Annotated in this window: 23 protein-coding genes; 6 read left to right on the top strand and 17 right to left on the bottom strand. The window is 64.3% G+C overall.

Features of this window, described 5'->3' with window-relative positions; genetic code table 11:
- Positions 1-53 precede the first annotated feature (53 nt).
- The gene (locus ACREXZ_RS17195) at positions 54-263 is read left to right on the top strand and encodes a twin transmembrane helix small protein (protein WP_431765303.1); all 210 of its coding nucleotides are present in this window, start codon (positions 54-56) and stop codon (positions 261-263) included.
- 220 nt (positions 264-483) lie between these two features.
- Here the strand turns inward: ACREXZ_RS17195 and ACREXZ_RS17190 are convergent, their stop codons facing one another.
- From ACREXZ_RS17190 to ACREXZ_RS17155, 8 genes are all read right to left on the bottom strand, one after another.
- Positions 484-1,341, bottom strand: a complete 858-nt coding sequence (locus tag ACREXZ_RS17190) for a cytochrome c oxidase subunit 3 (RefSeq protein WP_431765302.1) — start codon at positions 1,339-1,341, stop codon at positions 484-486.
- Positions 1,342-1,478: 137 nt separating this feature from the next.
- Entirely contained in the window at positions 1,479-1,694 is a 216-nt protein-coding gene (locus ACREXZ_RS17185) for a DUF2970 domain-containing protein (RefSeq protein ID WP_431765301.1), read from the bottom strand.
- A 25-nt stretch (positions 1,695-1,719) separates the two neighbouring features.
- The gene (locus ACREXZ_RS17180) at positions 1,720-2,307 is read right to left on the bottom strand and encodes a cytochrome c oxidase assembly protein (protein WP_431765300.1); all 588 of its coding nucleotides are present in this window, start codon (positions 2,305-2,307) and stop codon (positions 1,720-1,722) included.
- 54 nt (positions 2,308-2,361) lie between these two features.
- On the bottom strand, positions 2,362-2,496 hold the full coding sequence (locus ACREXZ_RS17175) for a cytochrome oxidase small assembly protein (protein ID WP_431765299.1): 135 nt from the start codon (positions 2,494-2,496) through the stop codon (positions 2,362-2,364).
- A gap of 132 nt (positions 2,497-2,628) precedes the next feature.
- The gene (gene ctaD, locus ACREXZ_RS17170; protein WP_431765298.1) at positions 2,629-4,251 is read right to left on the bottom strand and encodes a cytochrome c oxidase subunit I; all 1,623 of its coding nucleotides are present in this window, start codon (positions 4,249-4,251) and stop codon (positions 2,629-2,631) included.
- 45 nt (positions 4,252-4,296) lie between these two features.
- The gene (gene coxB / locus ACREXZ_RS17165) at positions 4,297-5,940 is read right to left on the bottom strand and encodes a cytochrome c oxidase subunit II (RefSeq protein ID WP_431765297.1); all 1,644 of its coding nucleotides are present in this window, start codon (positions 5,938-5,940) and stop codon (positions 4,297-4,299) included.
- An 80-nt stretch (positions 5,941-6,020) separates the two neighbouring features.
- Complete coding sequence (locus ACREXZ_RS17160) at positions 6,021-6,494, bottom strand: DUF2244 domain-containing protein (protein WP_431765296.1); 474 nt, start codon at positions 6,492-6,494, stop codon at positions 6,021-6,023.
- A 265-nt stretch (positions 6,495-6,759) separates the two neighbouring features.
- A complete protein-coding gene (locus ACREXZ_RS17155; protein WP_431765295.1) occupies positions 6,760-7,722 on the bottom strand; it encodes a methyltransferase domain-containing protein in 963 nt (320 codons plus the stop codon).
- Between the two features lie 84 nt (positions 7,723-7,806).
- Here ACREXZ_RS17155 and ACREXZ_RS17150 point away from each other — a divergent pair, with 84 nt between their 5' ends.
- Positions 7,807-8,610 carry a ComF family protein gene (locus ACREXZ_RS17150; RefSeq protein WP_431765294.1) on the top strand — a complete coding sequence of 268 codons (804 nt, stop codon included), beginning with the start codon at positions 7,807-7,809 and terminating at the stop codon, positions 8,608-8,610.
- Between the two features lie 36 nt (positions 8,611-8,646).
- Positions 8,647-9,117, top strand: coding sequence for a tRNA (uridine(34)/cytosine(34)/5-carboxymethylaminomethyluridine(34)-2'-O)-methyltransferase TrmL (gene trmL, locus ACREXZ_RS17145; protein ID WP_431765293.1), 471 nt, complete (start codon positions 8,647-8,649; stop codon positions 9,115-9,117).
- A gap of 132 nt (positions 9,118-9,249) precedes the next feature.
- Here trmL and ACREXZ_RS17140 read toward each other — a convergent pair whose 3' ends face one another.
- The 4 genes from ACREXZ_RS17140 to ACREXZ_RS17125 form a co-directional block, all read right to left on the bottom strand.
- Positions 9,250-10,248, bottom strand: a complete 999-nt coding sequence (locus tag ACREXZ_RS17140; protein WP_431765292.1) for an NAD(P)H-dependent glycerol-3-phosphate dehydrogenase — start codon at positions 10,246-10,248, stop codon at positions 9,250-9,252.
- A gap of 21 nt (positions 10,249-10,269) precedes the next feature.
- Positions 10,270-10,734, bottom strand: coding sequence for a protein-export chaperone SecB (gene secB / locus ACREXZ_RS17135; protein ID WP_431765291.1), 465 nt, complete (start codon positions 10,732-10,734; stop codon positions 10,270-10,272).
- A 126-nt stretch (positions 10,735-10,860) separates the two neighbouring features.
- Positions 10,861-11,127 (bottom strand): glutaredoxin 3, encoded by a 267-nt coding sequence (gene grxC, locus ACREXZ_RS17130; RefSeq protein WP_431765405.1) that lies wholly within the window; start codon positions 11,125-11,127, stop codon positions 10,861-10,863.
- Positions 11,127-11,552, bottom strand: a complete 426-nt coding sequence (locus ACREXZ_RS17125) for a rhodanese-like domain-containing protein (protein ID WP_431765290.1) — start codon at positions 11,550-11,552, stop codon at positions 11,127-11,129. Before ACREXZ_RS17125 ends, grxC begins: the two co-directional genes overlap by 1 nt.
- A gap of 138 nt (positions 11,553-11,690) precedes the next feature.
- On the opposite strand from ACREXZ_RS17125, the gene gpmA reads away from it, so the two are divergent.
- The 3 genes from gpmA (at position 11,691) to ACREXZ_RS17110 (ending at position 15,121) form a co-directional block, all read left to right on the top strand.
- Entirely contained in the window at positions 11,691-12,437 is a 747-nt protein-coding gene (gene gpmA, locus ACREXZ_RS17120) for a 2,3-diphosphoglycerate-dependent phosphoglycerate mutase (protein WP_431765289.1), read from the top strand.
- Between the two features lie 253 nt (positions 12,438-12,690).
- A complete protein-coding gene (locus ACREXZ_RS17115; RefSeq protein ID WP_431765288.1) occupies positions 12,691-14,268 on the top strand; it encodes a S41 family peptidase in 1,578 nt (525 codons plus the stop codon).
- An 88-nt stretch (positions 14,269-14,356) separates the two neighbouring features.
- Complete coding sequence (locus tag ACREXZ_RS17110; protein ID WP_431765287.1) at positions 14,357-15,121, top strand: HesA/MoeB/ThiF family protein; 765 nt, start codon at positions 14,357-14,359, stop codon at positions 15,119-15,121.
- A gap of 13 nt (positions 15,122-15,134) precedes the next feature.
- Here ACREXZ_RS17110 and ptsP read toward each other — a convergent pair whose 3' ends face one another.
- The 5 genes from ptsP to gshA form a co-directional block, all read right to left on the bottom strand.
- The gene (gene ptsP / locus ACREXZ_RS17105; RefSeq protein WP_431765286.1) at positions 15,135-16,883 is read right to left on the bottom strand and encodes a phosphoenolpyruvate--protein phosphotransferase; all 1,749 of its coding nucleotides are present in this window, start codon (positions 16,881-16,883) and stop codon (positions 15,135-15,137) included.
- 209 nt (positions 16,884-17,092) lie between these two features.
- Positions 17,093-17,362: an HPr family phosphocarrier protein gene (locus tag ACREXZ_RS17100; RefSeq protein WP_431765285.1), complete on the bottom strand. Its 270-nt coding sequence runs from the start codon at positions 17,360-17,362 to the stop codon at positions 17,093-17,095.
- A 51-nt stretch (positions 17,363-17,413) separates the two neighbouring features.
- A complete protein-coding gene (locus ACREXZ_RS17095) occupies positions 17,414-17,890 on the bottom strand; it encodes a PTS sugar transporter subunit IIA (RefSeq protein WP_431765284.1) in 477 nt (158 codons plus the stop codon).
- 345 nt (positions 17,891-18,235) lie between these two features.
- On the bottom strand, positions 18,236-19,192 hold the full coding sequence (gene gshB, locus ACREXZ_RS17090) for a glutathione synthase (RefSeq protein ID WP_431765283.1): 957 nt from the start codon (positions 19,190-19,192) through the stop codon (positions 18,236-18,238).
- 89 nt (positions 19,193-19,281) lie between these two features.
- Entirely contained in the window at positions 19,282-20,571 is a 1,290-nt protein-coding gene (gene gshA / locus ACREXZ_RS17085) for a glutamate--cysteine ligase (protein WP_431765282.1), read from the bottom strand.
- Between the last annotated feature and the right edge of the window lie 5 nt (positions 20,572-20,576).

Genomic DNA, 20,576 nt, shown 5'->3' with positions numbered 1-20,576 from the left:
GCGGTGCGATAATGACCGCATCGCTTCCACGCTTCCGATTCAAAATGGGTTTCATGCACATACTCGTTCCCATCGCCTTTGTCCTGATCATTGCCAGCATGGCATCGGCGCTCTACTTCATGATGCACGACCGGGGCCGCACGAAGCGGATGGTCTGGTCGCTCGCAACGCGCGTGGGACTGTCGATCTCGCTGTTCCTGTTCATCCTGTTCGCGCACTGGATGGGCTGGATCCAGTCCACCGGCATTCCGTACGGACGCTAGGCCGCAAGGCCGGGGCTTCGTCGCACGCTACGCGACTCTACGCCGCATCGCGGATGCGTTGCTGCGACAGCGTGTCACGCCCCCTCGGGCGTAGCGTGCCTGTCGCGACCGCATGCGGTGCCGCAAAACAAAACGCCGCCCGGACTCAATCGAGGGCGGCGCAGGTCACTCTGTAGCTTGTGCCGTGCGCGGCGCCTCGCCACGCACGGACCAACGGTTCTTACAGCCAGTAGACGACGACGTACAGCCCCAGCCACACCACGTCCACAAAGTGCCAGTACCAGGCTGCGCCTTCGAACGCGAAGTGGTGCTCGGCGGTGAAGTGTCCACGGATCAGCCGCACCAGTACCACCGTGAGCATCGTGCCGCCGAGGAACACGTGGAAGCCGTGGAAGCCCGTGAGCAGGAAGAACGTCGAACCGTACACACCCGATGCGAGCGTCAGGTTCAGTTCGTTGTACGCGTGGAAATATTCGAAGCCCTGCAGGAACAGGAAGCTCATGCCGAGCAGGACCGTCGCGGCAAGCCAGGCGATCGCCTTGTTGCGATGATTTTCGCGCAACGCGTGGTGCGACACCGTCAGCGTCGCCCCCGACGACAGCAGCAACGCCGTATTGATCGTCGGCACCGGCCACGGCTGCATCGACTTGAAGGTCGACACGAGCGCCGCCGGCCCGTTGTTCGGCCACACCGCCGAGAAGTCCGGCCAGATCAGCTTGTAGTCGAGGCTACCGAGTTCGTGGAGCGCGATCTGACGCGCGTAGAACAGCGCGCCGAAGAACGCGCCGAAGAACATCACTTCGGAGAAGATGAACCAGCTCATGCTCCAGCGATACGACGCATCGACCTTCTTGCCGTACATCCCGCCTTCGGATTCGGAGATCGCGTCGCCGAACCAGTGATACAGCACGAACAGCAACCACAGCAGACCGGCAAGCGCGGTGAACGGCGCCCACGTTTCACCGTTCACCCACCCCGCCAGCGAACCGAGAATGACCAGCAGCCCCAGGGCTGCGCTGATCGGATGCCGCGACGGGTGCGGTACGAAATAGTACGGGCTCTCGTTTTGACCGCTCATGCTTGATTCTCCACTTCAGTCCAGTTGTTCCGGAAGCTCCGGCTGTATCTTCTTCGGCGCGTCGGTAGCGCGCCGTTCACTCTCTTCTGATGCCCGGGCCGCACCGTGCCGGCCCGCTTGTTCCTTCATGCCGCACTTCATCCCACCACGGCCCGCACGACCAGGATCAGCACCGCGATGAAAATCGCCGCACCGATCAGCGCCGCGATCACCACGTGCAGCGGGTTCAGCTGCGCGGCGTCCGCTTCGAGGTCGCGACGCTTGCGCACGCCGAGAAACGACCACATCACGGCTTTCATCGAGCGGCCGAAGCTGCTCCTGCCGCTGCCGCCCCCGTTGCTGTTGTCTCCCATCTTCGTCGCCTCGCTTTGCAGCGGTTCAGGACGGACTCTCGCCCGCAGTGCCGCGCACGGCCGGCGCCGGCGTATTCAGTTCGAAGAACGTGTACGACAGCGTGATCGTTTTCACGTCCTTCGGCAACTTCGGATCGACGACGAACACCACCGGCATCCGCTTCGTCTCGTTCGCAGCGAGCGTCTGCTGCGTAAAGCAAAAACATTCGATCTTCTTGAAGTACTCGGTCGCCTGCTTCGGCGCGTAGCTCGGAATCGCCTGCGCCTGAATCGCGCGCGCCTGCTGGTTCGAGACCTCGTACATCACCGTCGTCACCGCGCCGGGGTGCACGTCGAGACTGAGCTGCTCCGGCCTGAAACCAAGCGGGCCGCGCGCGTTCGCATCGAATTCGATCGAGATCGTGCGGCTCGTGTCGACCTGCGTGTTCTTCGCCTCGCGCGCGGTCGCGTCGCGCTGCACGAGGTTGTTGATGCCGGTGATCTGGCAGATCGCGCGATACATCGGCACCAGCGCGAACCCGAATCCGAACATCAGCCCCACGACAACGACGAGCTTCACCCGCATCGAGCGGTTAAAAGAACGATCCGGCCCGGCCGGCGGCTGCGTCGACATCGACTTCCTCAACTCAACATCAGTGGATCATCGGGCCGTGCCCGCGTGCACACGTCACGCGAAAAAACACTGCTTGATGAAGATACCCACAAAAAAAACGGCGGCAATGCCAAAGAGGATCAAACCAAGCCGCTTGTTGCCCGCGCGGATCTGCTCGGGGGTACGTCTTTCTTGTGGATTCCCGGTCATGCTGGACTGCCTGGCTGCTTCGTCATTGCTTCACTCATGGACCGCGGCTCGTTGCTCATTGTGCTCATTGCTCACTGTCGCGCGGCGTTCCGGGCCGGCTCATGCCGAACCGGAACGCACTGCGCAGCAAGCTTATTCGACCGTCGGCGGGTTTTCGAACGTATGAAACGGAGCCGGGCTCGGCACGGTCCACTCGAGACCTTCCGCACCATCCCACGGCTTGTCCGATGCCTTCTCGAGGTCGCCGCCGCCGCGATACGCCGGCAACGCGACTGCAAACAGGAAGTACACCTGCGCGAGGCCGAAACCGAATGCGCCGATCGTGATCACCTGGTTCCAGTCGGTGAACTGCGCGGGGTAGTCCGCGTAACGACGCGGCATGCCGGCGAGGCCGACAAAGTGCATCGGCAGGAACGCGAGGTTGAAGAAGATCATCGACGCCCAGAAGTGGATCTTGCCGCGCGTCTCGTTGTACATCCAGCCGGTCCACTTCGGCGACCAGTAATACCAGCCGGAGAACAGACCGAATAGCGAACCCGCCACCAGCACGTAGTGGAAGTGGGCAACCACGAAGTAGGTACCGTGATACTGCATGTCGAGCGGTGCCATCGCGAGCATCAGACCCGTCAGGCCACCGAACGTGAACACGAACAGGAAGCCGACCGCGAACAGCATCGGCGTTTCGAACGTGAGCGAACCGCGCCACATCGTCGCGACCCAGTTGAACACCTTCACACCCGTCGGCACGGCGATCAGCATCGTCGCGTACATGAAGAACAGCTGACCCGTGACCGGCATGCCGGTCGCGAACATGTGATGCGCCCAGACCATGAACGACAGGATCGCGATCGACGCCGTCGCGTACACCATCGAGCTATAGCCGAACAGCGGCTTGCGCGAGAACGCCGGGATCACCTGCGACACGATCCCGAACGCCGGCAAGATCATGATGTAGACCTCGGGGTGCCCGAAGAACCAGAAGATATGCTGGTACATCACCGGGTCGCCGCCGCCGGCCGCGTTGAAGAACGACGTGCCGAAGTGACGGTCGAACAGCACCATCGTGATCGCGCCGGCCAGAACCGGCATCACGGCGATCAGCAGGTACGCGGTGATCAGCCACGTCCACACGAACATCGGCATCTTCATCAGCGTGAGGCCGGGCGCGCGCATGTTCAGGATCGTCACGACGATGTTGATACCGCCCATGATCGACGACGCGCCCATGATGTGGATCGCGAAGATCGCGAAGTCCATGCCCGGGCCCATCTGCGTCGACAGCGGCGCATACAGCGTCCAGCCCGCGGCGGTCGCGCCGCCCGGTGCGAAGAACGAGCCGACCAGCAGCACCGCGGCAACCGGCAGCAGCCAGAAGCTGAAGTTGTTCATCCGCGCGAAGGCCATGTCCGACGCGCCGATCTGCAGCGGGATCATCCAGTTCGCGAAACCGACGAACGCCGGCATGATCGCGCCGAACACCATGATCAGCCCGTGCATCGTGGTGAGCTGGTTGAAGAACTCAGGCCGCATGATCTGCAGACCAGGCTCGAACAGCTCGGAGCGGATCATCAGCGCCATCACGCCCCCGGACAGGAACATGATGAACGAGAACAACAGGTACAGCGTCCCGATGTCCTTATGGTTGGTCGCGAACAGCCAGCGACGCCAGCCGTACGGCAACTCGTGCGCATGCTCGCCGTGCGCGTGGTCGTCGTGCTCGTGGTCCGCGGCTACATCGTGTCCGATGCTAGACATGACAATCTCCTAAAACGAATACTGCTGCGGCTGTCTGCAAACGCATCATGCAGCCGGACTGATCTCGACACGGCGGGCTTCTTTCGCATCGCTGCCGCCCGTGATGGTTTCCGGCTTCTTCAAGACGATGTGGTCTTCGGCGATGCCCGCCGCCTTCAGTGCGTCGCGCACGGCCTGCGCGCGACGCTTCGCGAGTTCGGCGTTGACGCTGGCCGAACCGGTCGTGTCGGTGAAACCGGACAGCGCGAACTTCGCGTCCGGATGCGCCTTCGCGTAAGCCGAGGCTGCGTCGATCGCGGCCTGCGCGTCGCCGGGCAGCGTGCTCTTGCCGGTTTCGAAGTAGATCGTCGCCGGCAGCGCGGCTTGCGGAGCCGATGCGCTATCCGATGCCGCCGCTGCGCCGCTCGATGCCGCCGCGCCCGAAGCCGACGCATCCGCGCCGCTTGCCGCAGCCGCGTCGCTCGCCGCGGCCGAACTGCTCGCGAGATGGTCGCCGCCTTCCGGCAGCTTGCCGTTGCGTGCATCGGCCACCTGCTTCGGCTGCAGCACGTCGCCGGTCTGATTGCCCCACGAGTTGCGTTCGTACGTGATCACCGAGGCAATCTCGACGTCGTTGAGCGTGTTCCCCCACACCGGCATCGCGCCCTTGCCGTGCAGCACGATGCTCACGTGTTGCGCGATCGGACCGTTGGCGATCTTGCTGCCGTCGAGCGCCGGGAATGCGCCCGCGCCCTTGCCGTTCGGCTGGTGGCAGACCGCGCAGTTCGCCGTGTAGACCTTGGCGCCGCGCTCCATCAACTCGGCAAGCGTGTAAGTCTTGTTCGGATCGTCAGCAGCAGCGGCCATCAGCTTTTTCTGGTCGTCGACCCACTTCGCGTAGTCGGCGTCGGACAGCACTTCGACGACGACCGGCATGAACGCGTGTTCCTTGCCGCACAGTTCGGTACAGAAGCCGCGGAACGTGCCGGTCTTGTCGGCCTTGAACCATGTGTCGCGCACGAAGCCCGGAATCGCATCCTGCTTCACGCCGAACGCAGGCACGTACCACGAGTGAACGACGTCGTTCGCGGTGGTGATGATGCGGATCTTCTTGTTGACCGGCACGACGAGCGGGTGATCGACTTCCTGCAGATAGGTGTCGGTCTTCGGCATCGTGCCATCGATCTCGGCGCGCGGCGTGCTGAGCGTGGACAGGAAGCTGATGCCCTCGCCCGGACCCTTCACGTAGTCGTAGCCCCACTTCCATTGATAGCCGGTGACCTTGACCGTGAGATCGGCGTTGCTCGTGTCCTTCATCGCGACGACGGTCTTGGTGGCGGGCAGCGCCATCAGCACGACGATGACGAACGGAACGATCGTCCAGATGATTTCGACGGTGGTGCTTTCGTGGAAATTGGCGGCCTTGTGACCCTTCGACTTGCGATGCGCAAAGACCGAATAGAACATCACGCCGAACACAGCGACGAAGATCACCGTGCAGAGGATCAGCATGAATGTATGGAGGCCGTAGAGCTCCTCGGCGATCTTCGAAGCGGGCGCCTGGAGATTGATCTCGTTGACGCGGGGACCGCCAGGACTGTCGCCGACCGCCAGGGCCACACCGGCGAAGAGCAACCCGCTGCACGCCAGCACGCCCGACAGGAGGGCTCGCTTGATTGTTTTCATAGCTTCCTTACCCAAAATTTCCATTCAAACCCTCGACCCCGCAGGAAGGTTGTTGTGCCGCGCCTCCTCGCTACGACACACGGCTCGCCGCACGACTTGCCGCCTCAGCACCGCCCGAGCCACATGCGCAGTTCGGCGGCGAACTGCGCGCGCCGGTACTGCGCAAGGTGCAGCCCGATCGTGATCGCTTCTCCTCGCGACACCAGCCTGATCCGGTCGCGTGGTGTCGCGCCCGGCTCGACCCGCACCCAGCGCGGATTGAATTCGAACTGCGTGACCCGCTCGGCACTGACCTGTTCGACGACGAGCCGGTTGGGAAACAGCCGGATGCGTTCGTAATCGACAGCATGGCGCGCGTAGATGGCAAACGCGACACCGACCACCAGCAAATCGATACCGGTAAATGGCAGCACCAGCCAGGCGCCACGTAAAACCAGCAGCAGTGCAATCAACAGCGAGAACGCAGCAAGCGACATATAGAAACACACGAACTGCCGTGGCGACACCGAACAGTTGCGCTTCATGACCCAGTCTCTCAGGACCGGCTCAGACTCCGTCAGCAGATCAGTTGCTTCCATCGCTGCCTCCCGCGAACGGCGCCGATGGTCGCGACGCACCGCTCGTCGCGCGGTGTACCGCCCTTCGGCGCTTCGGGCCCGTCGCTGCGGATGTGGGACCCCGAGCGACAAACTGACGCATTATAGGCGGGTTCAATGGCATCCACAAGCAAGCGTCTATCGGCCCGCAAGCCAGGCGCGACAAGCCTCTGCGCCGTTCTGACGCAGCCTCGCCAGGGCTTCTTCGCTGCGAATTCCAGACATAACGGATGCCCTCTTTACCGCGTCACGGATTCCTCGTCGGACCTCGTCCGATGTCCTCGAGACGCACGATGCCGTGCCCTTCCGCGGTCGTGCGCGGCACCGCTTTCCATGCATGGCCGTAGATCACTTCGAAGGTCAGCGCGATCGTGCCGTCGGGCTGCCGGCGCGCATCGAGCGCGGCGAGCAGCGCGCGATGAAGCCGGCGTGCGGCCTGCGGTGCGGCATCGCGCTCGAACGGATAGGCGCCCCAGCGGCGCACGTCCGCGAGCAGCGATTCGGGCGACCGGTACGTGATCGTGAGCGTCTCCTGGTCCATCACCGGAATCTCAAAGCCGCTCTCGACGAGCATGTCGCCGAGGTCGTGCATGTCGACGAAATCGATCACATGCGCATGCGAGCCGATGCCGTGCGCCGCGTCGACCTGCGCATACGCGCCGCGCAGTTCCTTCAGCGTGTCGGGACCGAGCGTGCTGAACATCAGCAGTCCGTTCACCTTGAGCACGCGCTGCCATTCGGGAAACACGAGGTCGGGACGGGAATGCCAGTGCAGCGCGAGATTGGACCAGACGAATTCGAATGCGCCTGCGGCGAACGGCAGCGCGGAGAAGTCCGACTGCGCAAAACGCGGACCGCGGGTGCCGAGCGCCTTGCCGATCGACGCGGGCAGGAAGCGGCGCCAGCTGGTGTCGCCCGCATCGTGACGCAGCGCGCGGGTCAGCATCGCGTGCGACAGGTCGGTGCCGAACACCGGCGCCTCGGGAAAACGCTCACGCAGCGACGGCAGATCGTCGCCTGCGCCGCAGCCCGCATCGAGCACGCTGGTCGGGTTCACCTTGATGTAGTCGAGACGCTCGCGCATGCGCTGCGCGATTTCGCGAGGAAGGAACGACACGTCGTCGAAGGTCGCGGCGCGGCGGTCGAAAATCCGCCGCAGGCGCCGGGAATCGTAGGCCGGACGGCTAGATTTTGCGGGAGCTGGGGACATGGGAGTCGTACGGGCGAAGTGTGCGAAGTATACTCGTTCGCTCCTATCCGTTCAGCGTGGGACGCCTTCGCGGGCGGTCCAGTCATGTCATTGCCGGCTTTGTCGTCACTCCGTTCGTCGCTGACAATCTGTCTCACGATTCGTCTCGCCGATGCAAAACGTCGGTTCGACACGGCGCTGCCGGTCATCGCTCAAGCGTTACTGCCGCAGACGTGCGCGTTATGCGGCAATTTGTCGCAGCACACGCTGTGCGCCGGCTGCGATGCCGCGTACTGGAACGAGCACCGCCTGCGCTGTCGCGTCTGCGCGATGCCGCTCGGCGGTTTCCGGCGCGCGGCGACCAGCGGCTATCGCTGTGCCGAATGCATCGCGCAGCCGCCGCCATTCGATGCAACCTTCGCGCTCGCCGACTACCGGCCGCCGCTCGATGCGCTCGCGCTCGGGCTGAAATTCCGCGCGCGGCTGGCGCTTGCGAAAGAGTTCGCGCGGCGTCTCGCACAGCTAGCCCACGACGCGCCGGACAGATCGCCACGACTCGACGTCGTCGCACCGGTACCACTCGCGCGGCGCCGGCTCGTCGAGCGCGGCTACAACCAGGCGTGGGAAATCGCGCGGCCGTTTGCCCGCGCGCTGCGCGTGCCTGCCGATCCAACACTGCTCGTGCGCACGCTCGACACCGCGCCGCAATCGCGGCTGGATCGCGCGGCGCGAAGTCATAACGTGGGTGCGGCGTTCGCGGTCGCGAAACCGGTGCGCGGCCTGCACGTCGGTATCGTCGACGATGTGATGACGAGCGGCGCGACGCTCGATGCGCTCGCGCGCACGCTAAAAGCGGCGGGCGCGCGACGTGTGACCGGCTTCGTCGCGCTGCGCACGCCTAAAGACTAGCTCAACCCGGTTCAACGTTTTCTATCCGATTCCATCATGTTCAACGTCGTCCTCGTCGAACCCGAAATTCCGCCGAACACGGGCAACGTGATCCGCCTGTGCGCGAACACCGGTGCGCGACTGCATCTGATCGAGCCGCTCGGCTTCCCGCTCGACGACGCCAAGATGCGTCGCGCGGGCCTCGACTATCACGAGTACGCGCAGATGCACGTGCATGCGGACTGGTCCGCGTTCGTTACCGCCGAAGCGCCGGACCCCACGCGCATGTTCGCATTCACGACGCGCGGCTCGGGGCGCTTTCATGCGCATGCATTCCAGCCCGGCGACTGGTTCGTATTCGGCGCGGAAACGCGCGGACTACCCGAAGCGGTGCTCGACCGCTTCGCGCCCGACCAGCGCGTGCGGCTGCCGATGCGGCCGGGCAACCGCAGTCTGAACCTGTCGAATACGGTGGCGATCGTGGTGTTCGAGGCGTGGCGTCAGGCCGGCTTCGACGGCGGCGACTGACAACGCATGAGTTCCGCTTCGTAGCGCGCGAACATCGCGTCGTCGAAGCACGAGAAGATCGCGCGAAACGCGGCCAACGGCGAGGAAGGTGCGTTCGACGCGCAGGGCGAGCCGAACGACCAACGTCGGCCGCTATTCCGCTTTCGAGTCGCGCCGCAGCAGCGCGCTCACCGCATCGCGCGGTGCAACGCCTTCGAACAGCACCGCGCAGACCGCCTGTGTGATCGGCATATCGATACCGTGCGTGCGCGCAATCGAGAGAACCGCCTGCGCGCAGCGCACACCTTCGGCGACGTGGCCGAGCGTGCCGAGAATGTCGTAGAGCCTGCGGCCGGCGGCAAGCTGCACGCCGACCGTGCGGTTACGCGACAGGTCGCCCGTCGCGGTGAGGATCAGATCGCCGAGGCCGGTGAGGCCGGTGAAGGTTTCGGTCCGCCCGCCGAGCGTCGCGCCGAGGCGCGACATTTCGGCGAGGCCGCGCGTGATCAGCGCCGCGCGCGCGTTCAGGCCGAGGCCCAGGCCGTCGGCAATGCCGGTCGCGATCGCCAGCACGTTCTTGACCGCGCCGCCGACTTCGACGCCGACGACGTCGTCGCCTGTATAGATGCGCATCGCGCCGTGGTGGAACGCGGCGACGGCCCGTTCGCGGCACGTCGCCGACGTGCTCGCGACAGTCAACGCGACCGGCAACCCCTGCGCGACTTCACGCGCGAAGCTAGGGCCGGACAGCACACCGTTGCTGCGATGTCCGCCGAGTTCCTCCGCGACGACCTGATGCGGCAGACACTGCGTGTCCGCATCGAAGCCCTTGCACAGCCAGACGATATGCGCGGGTACGGTCGACGCGTCGCGCATCGCCCGCAACAGCCCGCGCAGTCCCGCGACCGGAGTCGCGACGACGCACAGCGCGTCGTCCGCGGCACCGTGTGCGAGCGCGGCGGCCAGATCGGTTTCGTAGCGCAATGCGGGCGGCAGCCCGACGCCCGGCAGATAGCGGGCGTTTTGACGGGACGCGGCGAGTTCGGCAGCGAGCGCGCCGTCGCGCGCCCACAGTACCGCGTCGTGGCGCGCGGCCAGATGACCGGCGAGTGCGGTGCCCCATGCACCGGCGCCGAGAACGGCAACCTTCATACCCGGCACCGTGCGTTCACGTCAGTGGGTCGCGGTGCTTTGCGCGCCGTCCGACGACAACTGCGAGAGGCGCTGCTCGTAGAGCGCCTGGAAGTTGATTTCGGCGAGATGGATCGGCGGAAAGCCGGCACGCGTGATCGCGTCGGCGATGTTCGAGCGCAGGTACGGGAACAGGATGGTCGGGCAGGCGATGCCGACGAGCGGATCGATCTGTTCCGCCGGGATATTGCGGATATCGAAAATACCGGCCTGCTTCGCTTCGATCAGGAACGCGACCTTGTCCGACACCTTCGCCGTGACCGTGCCCGTGACGATGATCTCGAACACGCTGTCCGCGAGGCGTTCGGCCTTCACGTCGACTTCGACTTCGACCGACGGCATTTCCTGCTCGAGGAAGATGCCCGGCGAGTTCGGCTGCTCGAGCGACATGTCCTTCAGATAGACGCGCTGGATATTGAAGAACGGCTGGTTGTTCTCGTCAGACATGATGGAGTGGTTCCGTGAATGTAGTTACGGCGGGCCATGTCGCCATGGTCCGCCAGTTTGGGTGCTATGCGCCGCCGACAGGACCAGTCCGCGCACCGGCCGGACACGCCTGTCGCAGCGTGCAGCCTAAACAGCTGCGGCTTCGAGCAGCGGCATCAGACCACCCTTGCGGTCGAGCGCGGAGAGATCGTCGTAGCCGCCAACGTGCGTGTCGCCGATGAACACCTGCGGCACCGTGCGGCGGCCGGTACGCGTCATCATTTCTTCACGCCGGGCCGGATCCTTGTCGATGAGCACCTTTTCAACGTGCTCGACGCCGCGCGACTTTAAAAGACGTTCGGCCATCTGGCAATACGGGCACACCTGCGTGCTGTACATGATCACTTTGTTCATCATCTGGCTGCTCCTTGCTTCACGACCGGCATACCGGCCTGCTGCCACGCGTTAAGGCCGCCTTGCAGCACATGGACTTCGGCATAACCCGCATCCTGCACGACGCGGACCGCCTTGTTCGACTGCTGGCCAGTCTGGCACACCAGCAGCACCGGATTGCTCTTGTTCTTCACGAGCTGGCCGATCTTCGCCTGCAGTTCGGCGAACTCGAGATGCCGCGCCGACGGCAGATGACCCTTCGCGAAATCTTCCGCAGACCGGAGATCGACGACCACGGCGTTGCGCCGGTTGATCAGTTGCGTGGCTTCCGCGGAGGACAGGCCGCCGCGGCCGCGGCGGCTGATCGTCGGCCACAGGAGCAATGCTCCAGAGATGAGGGCGACAGCGATGAGTACAAGGTTTGTGTAATCGGTGAAAAACTTCACGAAAAACCGCCAGAAAAGAGAGAAATCGGAAATGGCAATCCGCGCATTATAAAATAACCGTCAGCTGCGATGCTGCCGCCTCTTTTCGCCCCCCCGGCGGCGCAACGCTTTACCGCTTCCTTACTACCGACCGGCACCATGTACAAACTCGTTCTCATCCGCCACGGCGAATCGACGTGGAACAAGGAAAACCGCTTCACCGGCTGGGTCGACGTCGACCTGACCGAACAGGGTAACCGCGAAGCGCAGCAAGCGGGCATCCTGCTGAAGGAGTCGGGCTACACGTTCGACATCGCGTACACGTCGGTGCTGAAGCGCGCGGTCCGCACGCTGTGGCACGTGCAGGACCAGATGGACCTGATGTACCTCCCGGTCGTGCATTCATGGCGTCTCAACGAGCGTCACTACGGCGCGCTGTCGGGGCTCAACAAGGCCGAGACCGCGACGAAGTACGGCGACGAGCAGGTACTGGTCTGGCGCCGCAGCTACGATACGCCGCCACCCGCGCTCGATCCGTCCGACGAGCGCACCGCGTACAACGACCCGCGCTACGCGAAAGTCCCGCGCGCGGAACTGCCGCTCACCGAGTGCCTGAAAGACACCGTCGCGCGCGTGCTGCCGGTCTGGAACGAATCGATCGCGCCGGCGATCAAGTCGGGCCGCAAGGTGCTGATCGCCGCGCATGGCAATTCGATGCGCGCGCTGGTCAAGTATCTCGACGACGTGTCGGACAGCGACATCGTCGGCCTGAACATCCCGAACGGCATCCCGCTCGTCTACGAACTCGATGAAAACCTGAAACCGATCCAGCACTACTACCTCGGCGACCAGGAAGCGATCGCGCGGGCGCAGGCAGCCGTTGCGAAGCAGGGCAAGGCCGGCTGACACCGGCAGCGGCGTACGCGTGTCTTGCGTGCGCCGTGCCGTATGGCCGGGATACCTGCTCTCCTGAATACGCCACTTCGGCGCCTCATTACCGGACATTTCTTTCGCGCCGCCCGCGCGGAAGCCCGAACCCACCTCGACAAACGCTGTCGAATGCCGATTGCGCCCTCGCCCACAGCCGGGCAGGTGTGCAGTTATACTTGTCCGTCGCTTTCTACCTGACGCTGCCACGCGCTTCCGACCGCCCCACTCTATGCGAAAGAATCTGAAAAACATCGGCCTGATCGCCGCGGGCCTTGCCACCGGCGTATTTGCAACCTTGCAGTTATCCGCATCGGCCCAGCAAGCCGCTTCCGCTCCGTTACCGCTCGACCAGCTGCGCCTTTTCGCCGAAGTGTTCGGGCAGATCAAGCATGAGTACGTCGAGCCGGTGGACGACAAGAAACTGCTCACCGCCGCGATCAAGGGCATGGTGGCGAGCCTCGACCCGCACTCTTCCTATCTCGACAAGACCGATTACGAAGAACTGCAGGAACAGACCAAGGGCCGCTTCGCGGGTCTCGGTATCGAGATCTCGTCGGAAGACGGGCTCATCAAGGTGATCTCGCCGATCGAAGACACGCCCGCGTTCCGCGCCGGCATCCGTCCGGGCGACCTCATCACGCGAATCAACGACAAGCCGGTGCGCGGCATGACGCTCGACCAGGCGGTCAAGCAGATGCGCGGCGACCCGGGCACGAAAGTCACGCTGACCCTCTTCCGCAAGACCGACGATCGCACGTTCCCGCTGACGGTGACGCGCGCGATCATCAACGTCAAGAGCGTGAAGATGAAGATCCTCGCGCCGGGCTACGGCTACATCCGCATCACGAGCTTCCAGGAGCGCACGACGCCTGACCTCGCCGCGAGTCTGCAGGACATCGCGCGCCAGCAGCCGAACCTGAAGGGCCTGATCCTCGATCTGCGCAACAACGGTGGCGGTCTGCTGCAAAGCGCGGTCGGCGTCGCCGGCGCGTTCCTGCCGCCGGATTCGGTGGTCGTGTCGACCAACGGCCAGATTCCGGATTCGAAGCAGGTGTACCGCGACACCTACGACAACTACCGTCTGCCGTCCTTCGACAGCGATCCGCTGAAGAACCTGCCGCCGATCTTCAAGACCGTGCCGATGATCGTGCTGACCAACGCGTACTCCGCGTCAGCGTCGGAAATCGTCGCGGGCGCGCTGCAGGATCAGCACCGTGCGCTGATCGTCGGCAAGACGACGTTCGGCAAGGGCTCGGTGCAGACCGTCCGGCCGATGACCGCCGACACCGCGCTGCGCCTCACCACCGCGTACTACTACACGCCGAGCGGCCGTTCGATCCAGAACAAGGGCATCCGTCCTGACATCCCGGTCGATCAGTACGCCGAGGGCGATCCGGACGACGCGCTCGTCACGCGCGAAGTCGACTACTCGAACCACCTCGCGAACACGCAGGATCCGAACGAGAAGAAGGAGCAGGAACAGCGCGAGAAGGAGCGCATGGACCAGTTGCGTGCACTCGAAGAGCAGAACGACAAGAAGACGCCGGAACAGCGCCAGAAGGAACGCGACCGCAAGCCAATCGAGTTCGGTTCTGCCGACGACTTCATGATGCAACAGGCGCTGAACAAGCTCGAAGGCAAGCCGGTGCAGGAATCGAAGTCGGCGATGGAGCGTCGGCTCGCGCAGGACAAGCCGGCCCAATCGGCATCGGCACCGGTCGCGGTGAAGCCGGCCCTGCCGGTCACACCGGGCGCCTCCGGCCCGGCTCCCGCGTCGGCACCGATGCCGGCGTCGCAGGGCAAGTAACCCTCCGCCTGACGTGTCTTCGCAGCCGTGCTGCGAAGACACGCTCCCCCGCGCGACTAGAATAACGATAAAGACGACGCGCCCCGCCATGAACGACGATCAACTTCTCCGCTATTCCCGTCACATCCTCGTCGATGAACTCGGCATCGAGGCGCAGCAGCGCTTTCTCGACGCGCATGCGATCGTCGTCGGCGCGGGTGGGTTAGGGTCGCCGGCGGCGATGTATCTCGCGGCCTCGGGTGTCGGGCGGCTTACGCTGGTCGATGCCGATACGGTCGATCTGACGAACCTGCAGCGGCAGATCCTGCACGTGACGGCGTCGGTCGGACGCAGCAAGGTCGAGTCGGGCCGCGACGCGATCGCGCAGTTGAATCCCGACGTCGTAGTGAACGCGGTCGCCGAACGCGTCGACGATGCATGGCTCGATGCCGCGGTGCCCACGGCGACCGTCGTGCTCGACTGCACCGACAACTTCGCGACGCGCCACGCGATCAACCGCGCGTGCGTCGCGCACGGTGTGCCGCTCGTGTCGGGTGCCGCGCTGCGTTTCGACGGCCAGATCAGTACGTTCGATTTCCGCGACGACGCATCGCCGTGCTACGCGTGCATCTTTCCGGAAGACCAGCCGTTCGAGGAAGTGGCGTGCTCGACGATGGGTGTGTTTGCGCCGACGGTCGGCATCATCGGATCGATGCAGGCCGCCGAAGCGTTGCGCGTGATCGCCGATGTGGGTACGACGCTCGTCGGCAGGCTGATGATGCTCGACTCGCTGCGGATGGAATGGAACACGATGCGCGTCGCGCGCCAGCCGGATTGCCCGGTGTGCGGCGCGCGACACGGTACAACACGCTAGCTGGGCGCCTGCGTCAGATCTCGGCGACGCGCTTCAACGCCGCCTGCACCTCTTCCGGTTCGAACGACGCGAGCACGTCGGCGACCGGCTTCTCCAGTGTCTTCAGATGCGAGCGCAGGACCTCCTGCTTGACGACCAGCAGCTGGCTCGGATGCATCGAGAACTCGGTGAGCCCCATGCCGAGCAGCAGACGCGTCAGCGCCGGGTCACCGGCCATCTCCCCGCACACGGACACCGGCACGCCGGCGCGCTTCGCCTCGCGCAGCGTGAACGCGATCAGATGCAGCACCGCCGGATGCAGCGGGTCGTACAGATGCGCGACCGCGTTGTCCGCGCGGTCGATCGCGAGCGTGTACTGGATCAGATCGTTGGTGCCGATCGACAGGAAGTCGAGCCGCTTCAGGAACAGTGGCAATGCAATCGCCGCCGCAGGAATCTCGATCATCGCGCCGATGCGCACGTTCGGATCGTACGTGAGGCCAGCGTCGTCGAGCTGGCGCTTCGCCTCGCGGATCAGGTCGAGCGTCTGGTCGATTTCCTGCGCATGCGCGAGCATCGGGATCAGGATCTTCACCGAACCGAACGACGACGCGCGCAGGATCGCACGCAACTGCGTGAGAAACATCTGCGGCTCCGACAGGCTCCAGCGGATCGCCCGCAGCCCCAGCGCCGGGTTCGCGGCAGTCTCGTAGCCGTCACCGCCGCTGATCGATTCGAGCGGCTTGTCAGCGCCGACGTCGATCGTGCGGATCGTCACCGGCAGACCGTTCATCAACTCGACCGCACGACGATATGCGGCGAACTGCTCCTCCTCTTCCGGCAGATGGTCCTTCGTGTTCATGAAGAGGAATTCCGTGCGGAACAGGCCGACGCCCATCGCGCCCGCATCGACGGCTGCGCGCGCGTCGTCCGGCAGCTCGATGTTCGCGCACAGCTCGATGCGCGTGCCGCACAGCGTCTGCGTCGGCGAGAACTTCAGGCGCTGCAACTTGCGCTGCTCGAGCGCCTTCTCGCTCTGCCGGTACGAGTATTCCTCGAGCACGATCGGCGCGGGATCGACGATCACGATGCCGTGGTCTCCGTCGACGATGATCAGATCGTCCTGGCGAATCAGCGCGCTCGCCTGCTGCACGCCGACCGCAGCCGGGATGCCGAGACTGCGCGCGACGATCGCGGTATGCGACGTGCGCCCGCCGAGATCCGTGACGAAACCCTGGAAGGTTTGCGTCTTGAACTGCATCATGTCGGCGGGCGCGATGTCGTGCGCGACGACGATCATCTCGTCGCAGCTGCCGTGCACGCCGTCGAGCGGCGACGGCGATGCGCCCGCAAGCGCCTTCAGCACCCGCTCGACCACCTGCTGGATGTCGGCCTTGCGTTCGCGCAGGTATTCGTCTTCGATGTCGTCGAAATGGCGCGACAGGCGCTCGAGCTGTTCGGTCAGCGCCCATTCGACGTTGTAGCGGCGCGTACGCACGAGATCGATGGTTTCCTGCACGAGCATGGCGTCGTTCAGGATCATCGAATGAACATTGATGAACGCGCCCATTTCGCTGGGCGCGTCGGCGGCCAGATCCGCACGCAGCGCGTCGAGTTCGAGATGCACGCGCTGCTGTGCCGAGCGGAAACGCTCGATCTCGCCCTCGATCTGGGCGTGTTCGATCAGGTAGTGGTCGACGTCGAGTGCAGCCGGGGCGATCAGGTAGGCCCGCCCGATGGCGATACCGCGTGACACGGGAATTCCATGCAGCGTGAACGACACGCGCACCTCCTCTAGTTGTGTGATGCCGCGGCAAACCGCTGCAATGCTCTCAGACCCCGGCGATCATTATAAATTCCGCAGCGCACTCGCGCGTAAGAGGACTATGTGCGACGCAACATCGCAGCGTTCGCAGAACAGCGTAGCGCGAAAATAAAAAACGCCGCGGCGAAGCGCGGCGTTTCGTGCGTCGACCGGTGCGGCCGGACGACTTACTGGCCTTCGCCGAACTTGTTGGCGATCAGCTTGAGCAGTGCGTCCATCGCGTCTTTTTCGTCCGTGCCTTCGGTTTCGATCAGCACCGTACTGCCGATCCCCGCGGCCAGCATCATCACCCCCATGATGCTCTTCGCATTGATGCGCCGGCCGTTGCGGCTCATCCAGATTTCCGCCTGATAGTTGCCAGCAAGTTGCGTCAGTTTGGCCGACGCACGCGCGTGCAGCCCCAGCTTGTTCACGATGGTCGTTTCCTGTTGCAGCATGTATGGGCCCGAGGCGCGGTTTGTGTTGTCGAAGATGAAACGGTAACGGTCTTACGAGTGGAATTTCTGCGCGATCGCGGCCTCGGGCTGCGCGGACGCGAGGCAATCGCTCGCACATGCGACTGTGGTCGGGGCCGGTGTGTTCGCGTTGATCGAATGAATGCCTTTGGTCGCGCCGGCGAGCGCCTTGTCGACGAGGGTGTCGAGTGGCGTCGCGCGATAGCACACCGCGCGCACCAGCATCGGCAGATTCACGCCGGCGAGCACGCGCACGTCCGGCAGCGTCGCGAGCCGCCCCGCGATGTTCGACGGCGTCGCGCCGAACATGTCGGTTAGCACGAGCGCGCCGTTCTCTTCCTTCAGACGATCGATCTCGCTGTGAGCGAGCGCGACGATCTGCACGGGATCGCAATCGGGCGTGACGTCGATTGCGCCGATGCGGGCCGGTAGCCCGCCGTAAATGTGAGCAATACACTCGCGAAGCGCGGTAGCGAACGGAGCGTGCGCAATAATCAGAATGCCTGCCATGTCAGTCTTGCAGCTAAACGGCCTGATTCGCGGTCTGGGCGTGGCACGCGACCGCGTGCCAGTTCGCCTGCGACAACCCTTTCGATCGGCCGATGGTCGAAAGGGCCGGAATGCGCCGATCCAGGAGTGCTTCATGGATGACGGTGCAGCGACCGTGCGCGGCATCCGGTAACGGAAGCGTCGTCAGCATTTCGTTAGACGAGGCTCGCTTCCGGGAGCCGGCATTGTACCAGTCCATTTTCGCGCTTCCCGGCGGTTTGCGCCCGCCGGTGTTGCGGTGTGTTGCAATGTCCGCAACCCGGCGTCCAGCGCAATTGCCGTTTCTTATGTGCTTCATTGTGCACTTCAGCCGGCCGCGCGCTCCAGCGCGTCGATAAACATCGCCGCGACGTCGAAGCCCGTCTGATCCATGATTTCGCGGAAGCATGTCGGGCTGGTGACGTTCACTTCGGTCAGCCAGTCGCCGATCGCGTCGAGCCCGACCAGCAGCAGGCCGCGCGCGGCGAGCACGGGACCGAGCGCCGCGGCGATCTCGCGGTCATGCGGCGTCAGCGGCTGCGCGACACCGAGGCCGCCGGCAGCCAGGTTGCCGCGCACTTCGTTGCCCTGCGGAATCCGCGCGAGCGAATACGGCACCGGCTCGCCGCCGATCAGCAGGATGCGCTTGTCGCCGGCCTTGATCTCGGGGATGAACTTCTGCGCCATCACCGAACGCGCGCCGTCGTGACTCAGCATCTCGACGATCGAGCCGAGATTCATCCCGTCGGCCTTCACGCGAAACACGCCCATGCCGCCCATTCCGTCGAGCGGCTTCAGGATCACGTCGCCGTGCTCCGCGTGGAACGCGCGCAGACGCGCAGCGTCGCGCGTGACGAGCGTCGGCGCGACGAACTGCGGAAACTCGCCGATCGCGAGCTTCTCCGAGTGATCGCGGATCGCCTGCGGCTTGTTGAAGATGCGCGCGCCGCCGCGCTCGGCCAGTTCGAGCAGCCAGGTCGACGTCACGTATTCCATGTCGAACGGCGGATCCTTGCGCATCAGCACCGCGCCGAAGCTCTTCAGCGACCGTACCGCTGCTGCTTGCGCCTCGTACCACGGCGAACGGTGCCCGTCTGCCTCGTCGCCGACGATCGCAAAACGCCGTGCATTCGCCTCGACGTCGCTGCCCGTCCACGCGAGATCTTCCGGCTCGCACGCGTACAGCGTGTGGCCACGCCGCGCGGCTTCCGCCATCATCGCGTAGGTGGAGTCCTTGTAGATCTTGAAGCGGTCCAGCGGGTCCGCGATAAAGAGAATGTCCATGAAGTCCCTGATGCGCCCTCGCGGGCTTCGCTTTTGATGGTCGATCCAACGCGCGGGCGGCCGCCTGTTACCGTTGGCCGCCGTGTGCGTCAGACCTGGATGGCTTCCGGGTCCGTTCTTTCCAGTTCAACCGACGCCGCCAGCAACCCGAGGCGCGCGACCACGCCGTACATGTAGAAGCGGTTCGGCGGCGCGGCGCCGGGCTTCGCATGCGCGTCCGGCAACGCGGTGTGCTCGAAGCCGAGCGGTACGAAATGCATGCCGGGCGCGTTCAGGTTCTGATCGCGTTCGCGGCTCCCGTGCACACGATAGAAACCGCCGACCACATAGCGGTCGATCATGTACACGACCGGCTCGGCCACTTCTTCGCCGATCCGCTCGAACGTGTAGACGCCTTCCTGCACGATCACGTCGCGAACGTCGAGGCCTTCCTTCGTCGTCGACATCTTTGCGCGTTCGCGCGCGGTCAGCGATGCGACTTCCGAGGCGTCGTGCACCGTCGTCACGCCCATCCCGTACGTGCCCGCATCGGACTTGATGACGACGTACGGCTTCTCGGAGATACCGTACTCGCGATACTTCTTCGCAATCTTCTTCAGCACGCCGTCGATCGCGTCCGCCAGCGGTTGCTCACCGGTACGCGCCTGGAAGTCGACGTCTTCGACGTGCGCGAAATACGGATTGATCATCCACGGATCGATCTCGACCATCTTCGCGAACTTCTTCGCGACTTCGTCGTAGCACGAGAAGTGCGTCGACTTGCGGCGCACTGCCCAGGCCGCATGCAGCGGCGGCAACAGATACTGCTCATGCAGGTTTTCGAGCACCGGCGGGATGCCGCCGGACAGATCGTTATTCAGCAGGATCGAGCACGGATCGAAGTTCTTCAGACCGAGCCGGCGCGTCGAACGCTCGAGCGGTTCGAGCACGAGCTTCTGGCCGTCGGACAGCGCGATCGTGACCGGGCCCGAGATGGTTTCGTCGAGCGTACCGAAGCGGACGTTCAAGCCGGCCTGCCGCATGATCATGGCCAGCCGCGCGACATTCTCCAGATAAAACGCGTTGCGCGTGTGACGCTCCGGAATCACCAGCAGATTTTTTGCGTCCGGGCAGATTTTTTCGATCGATGCCATCGCCGCCTGCACGGCGAGCGGCAGCACTTCCTGCGGCAGATTGTTGAACGCGCCGGGGAACAGGTTCGTGTCGACCGGCGCCAGTTTGAAGCCGGCGTTGCGCAGATCCACCGAACAGTAGAACGGCGGTGTGTGTTCCTGCCATTCGAGCCGGAACCAGCGTTCGATGGCGGGCGTAGCGTCGAGAATCCGTCGCTCGAGTTCGAGCAGCGGACCGTTCAACGCGGTGACAAGGTGCGGAACCATTGAGC

Origin of the sequence: Paraburkholderia sp., assembly GCF_050742655.1 — a bacterium.
Lineage (GTDB): Bacteria > Pseudomonadota > Gammaproteobacteria > Burkholderiales > Burkholderiaceae > Paraburkholderia.
Note: the sequence above shows the minus strand (reverse complement) of the source record. Positions and strands in the feature narration are given on the sequence as shown.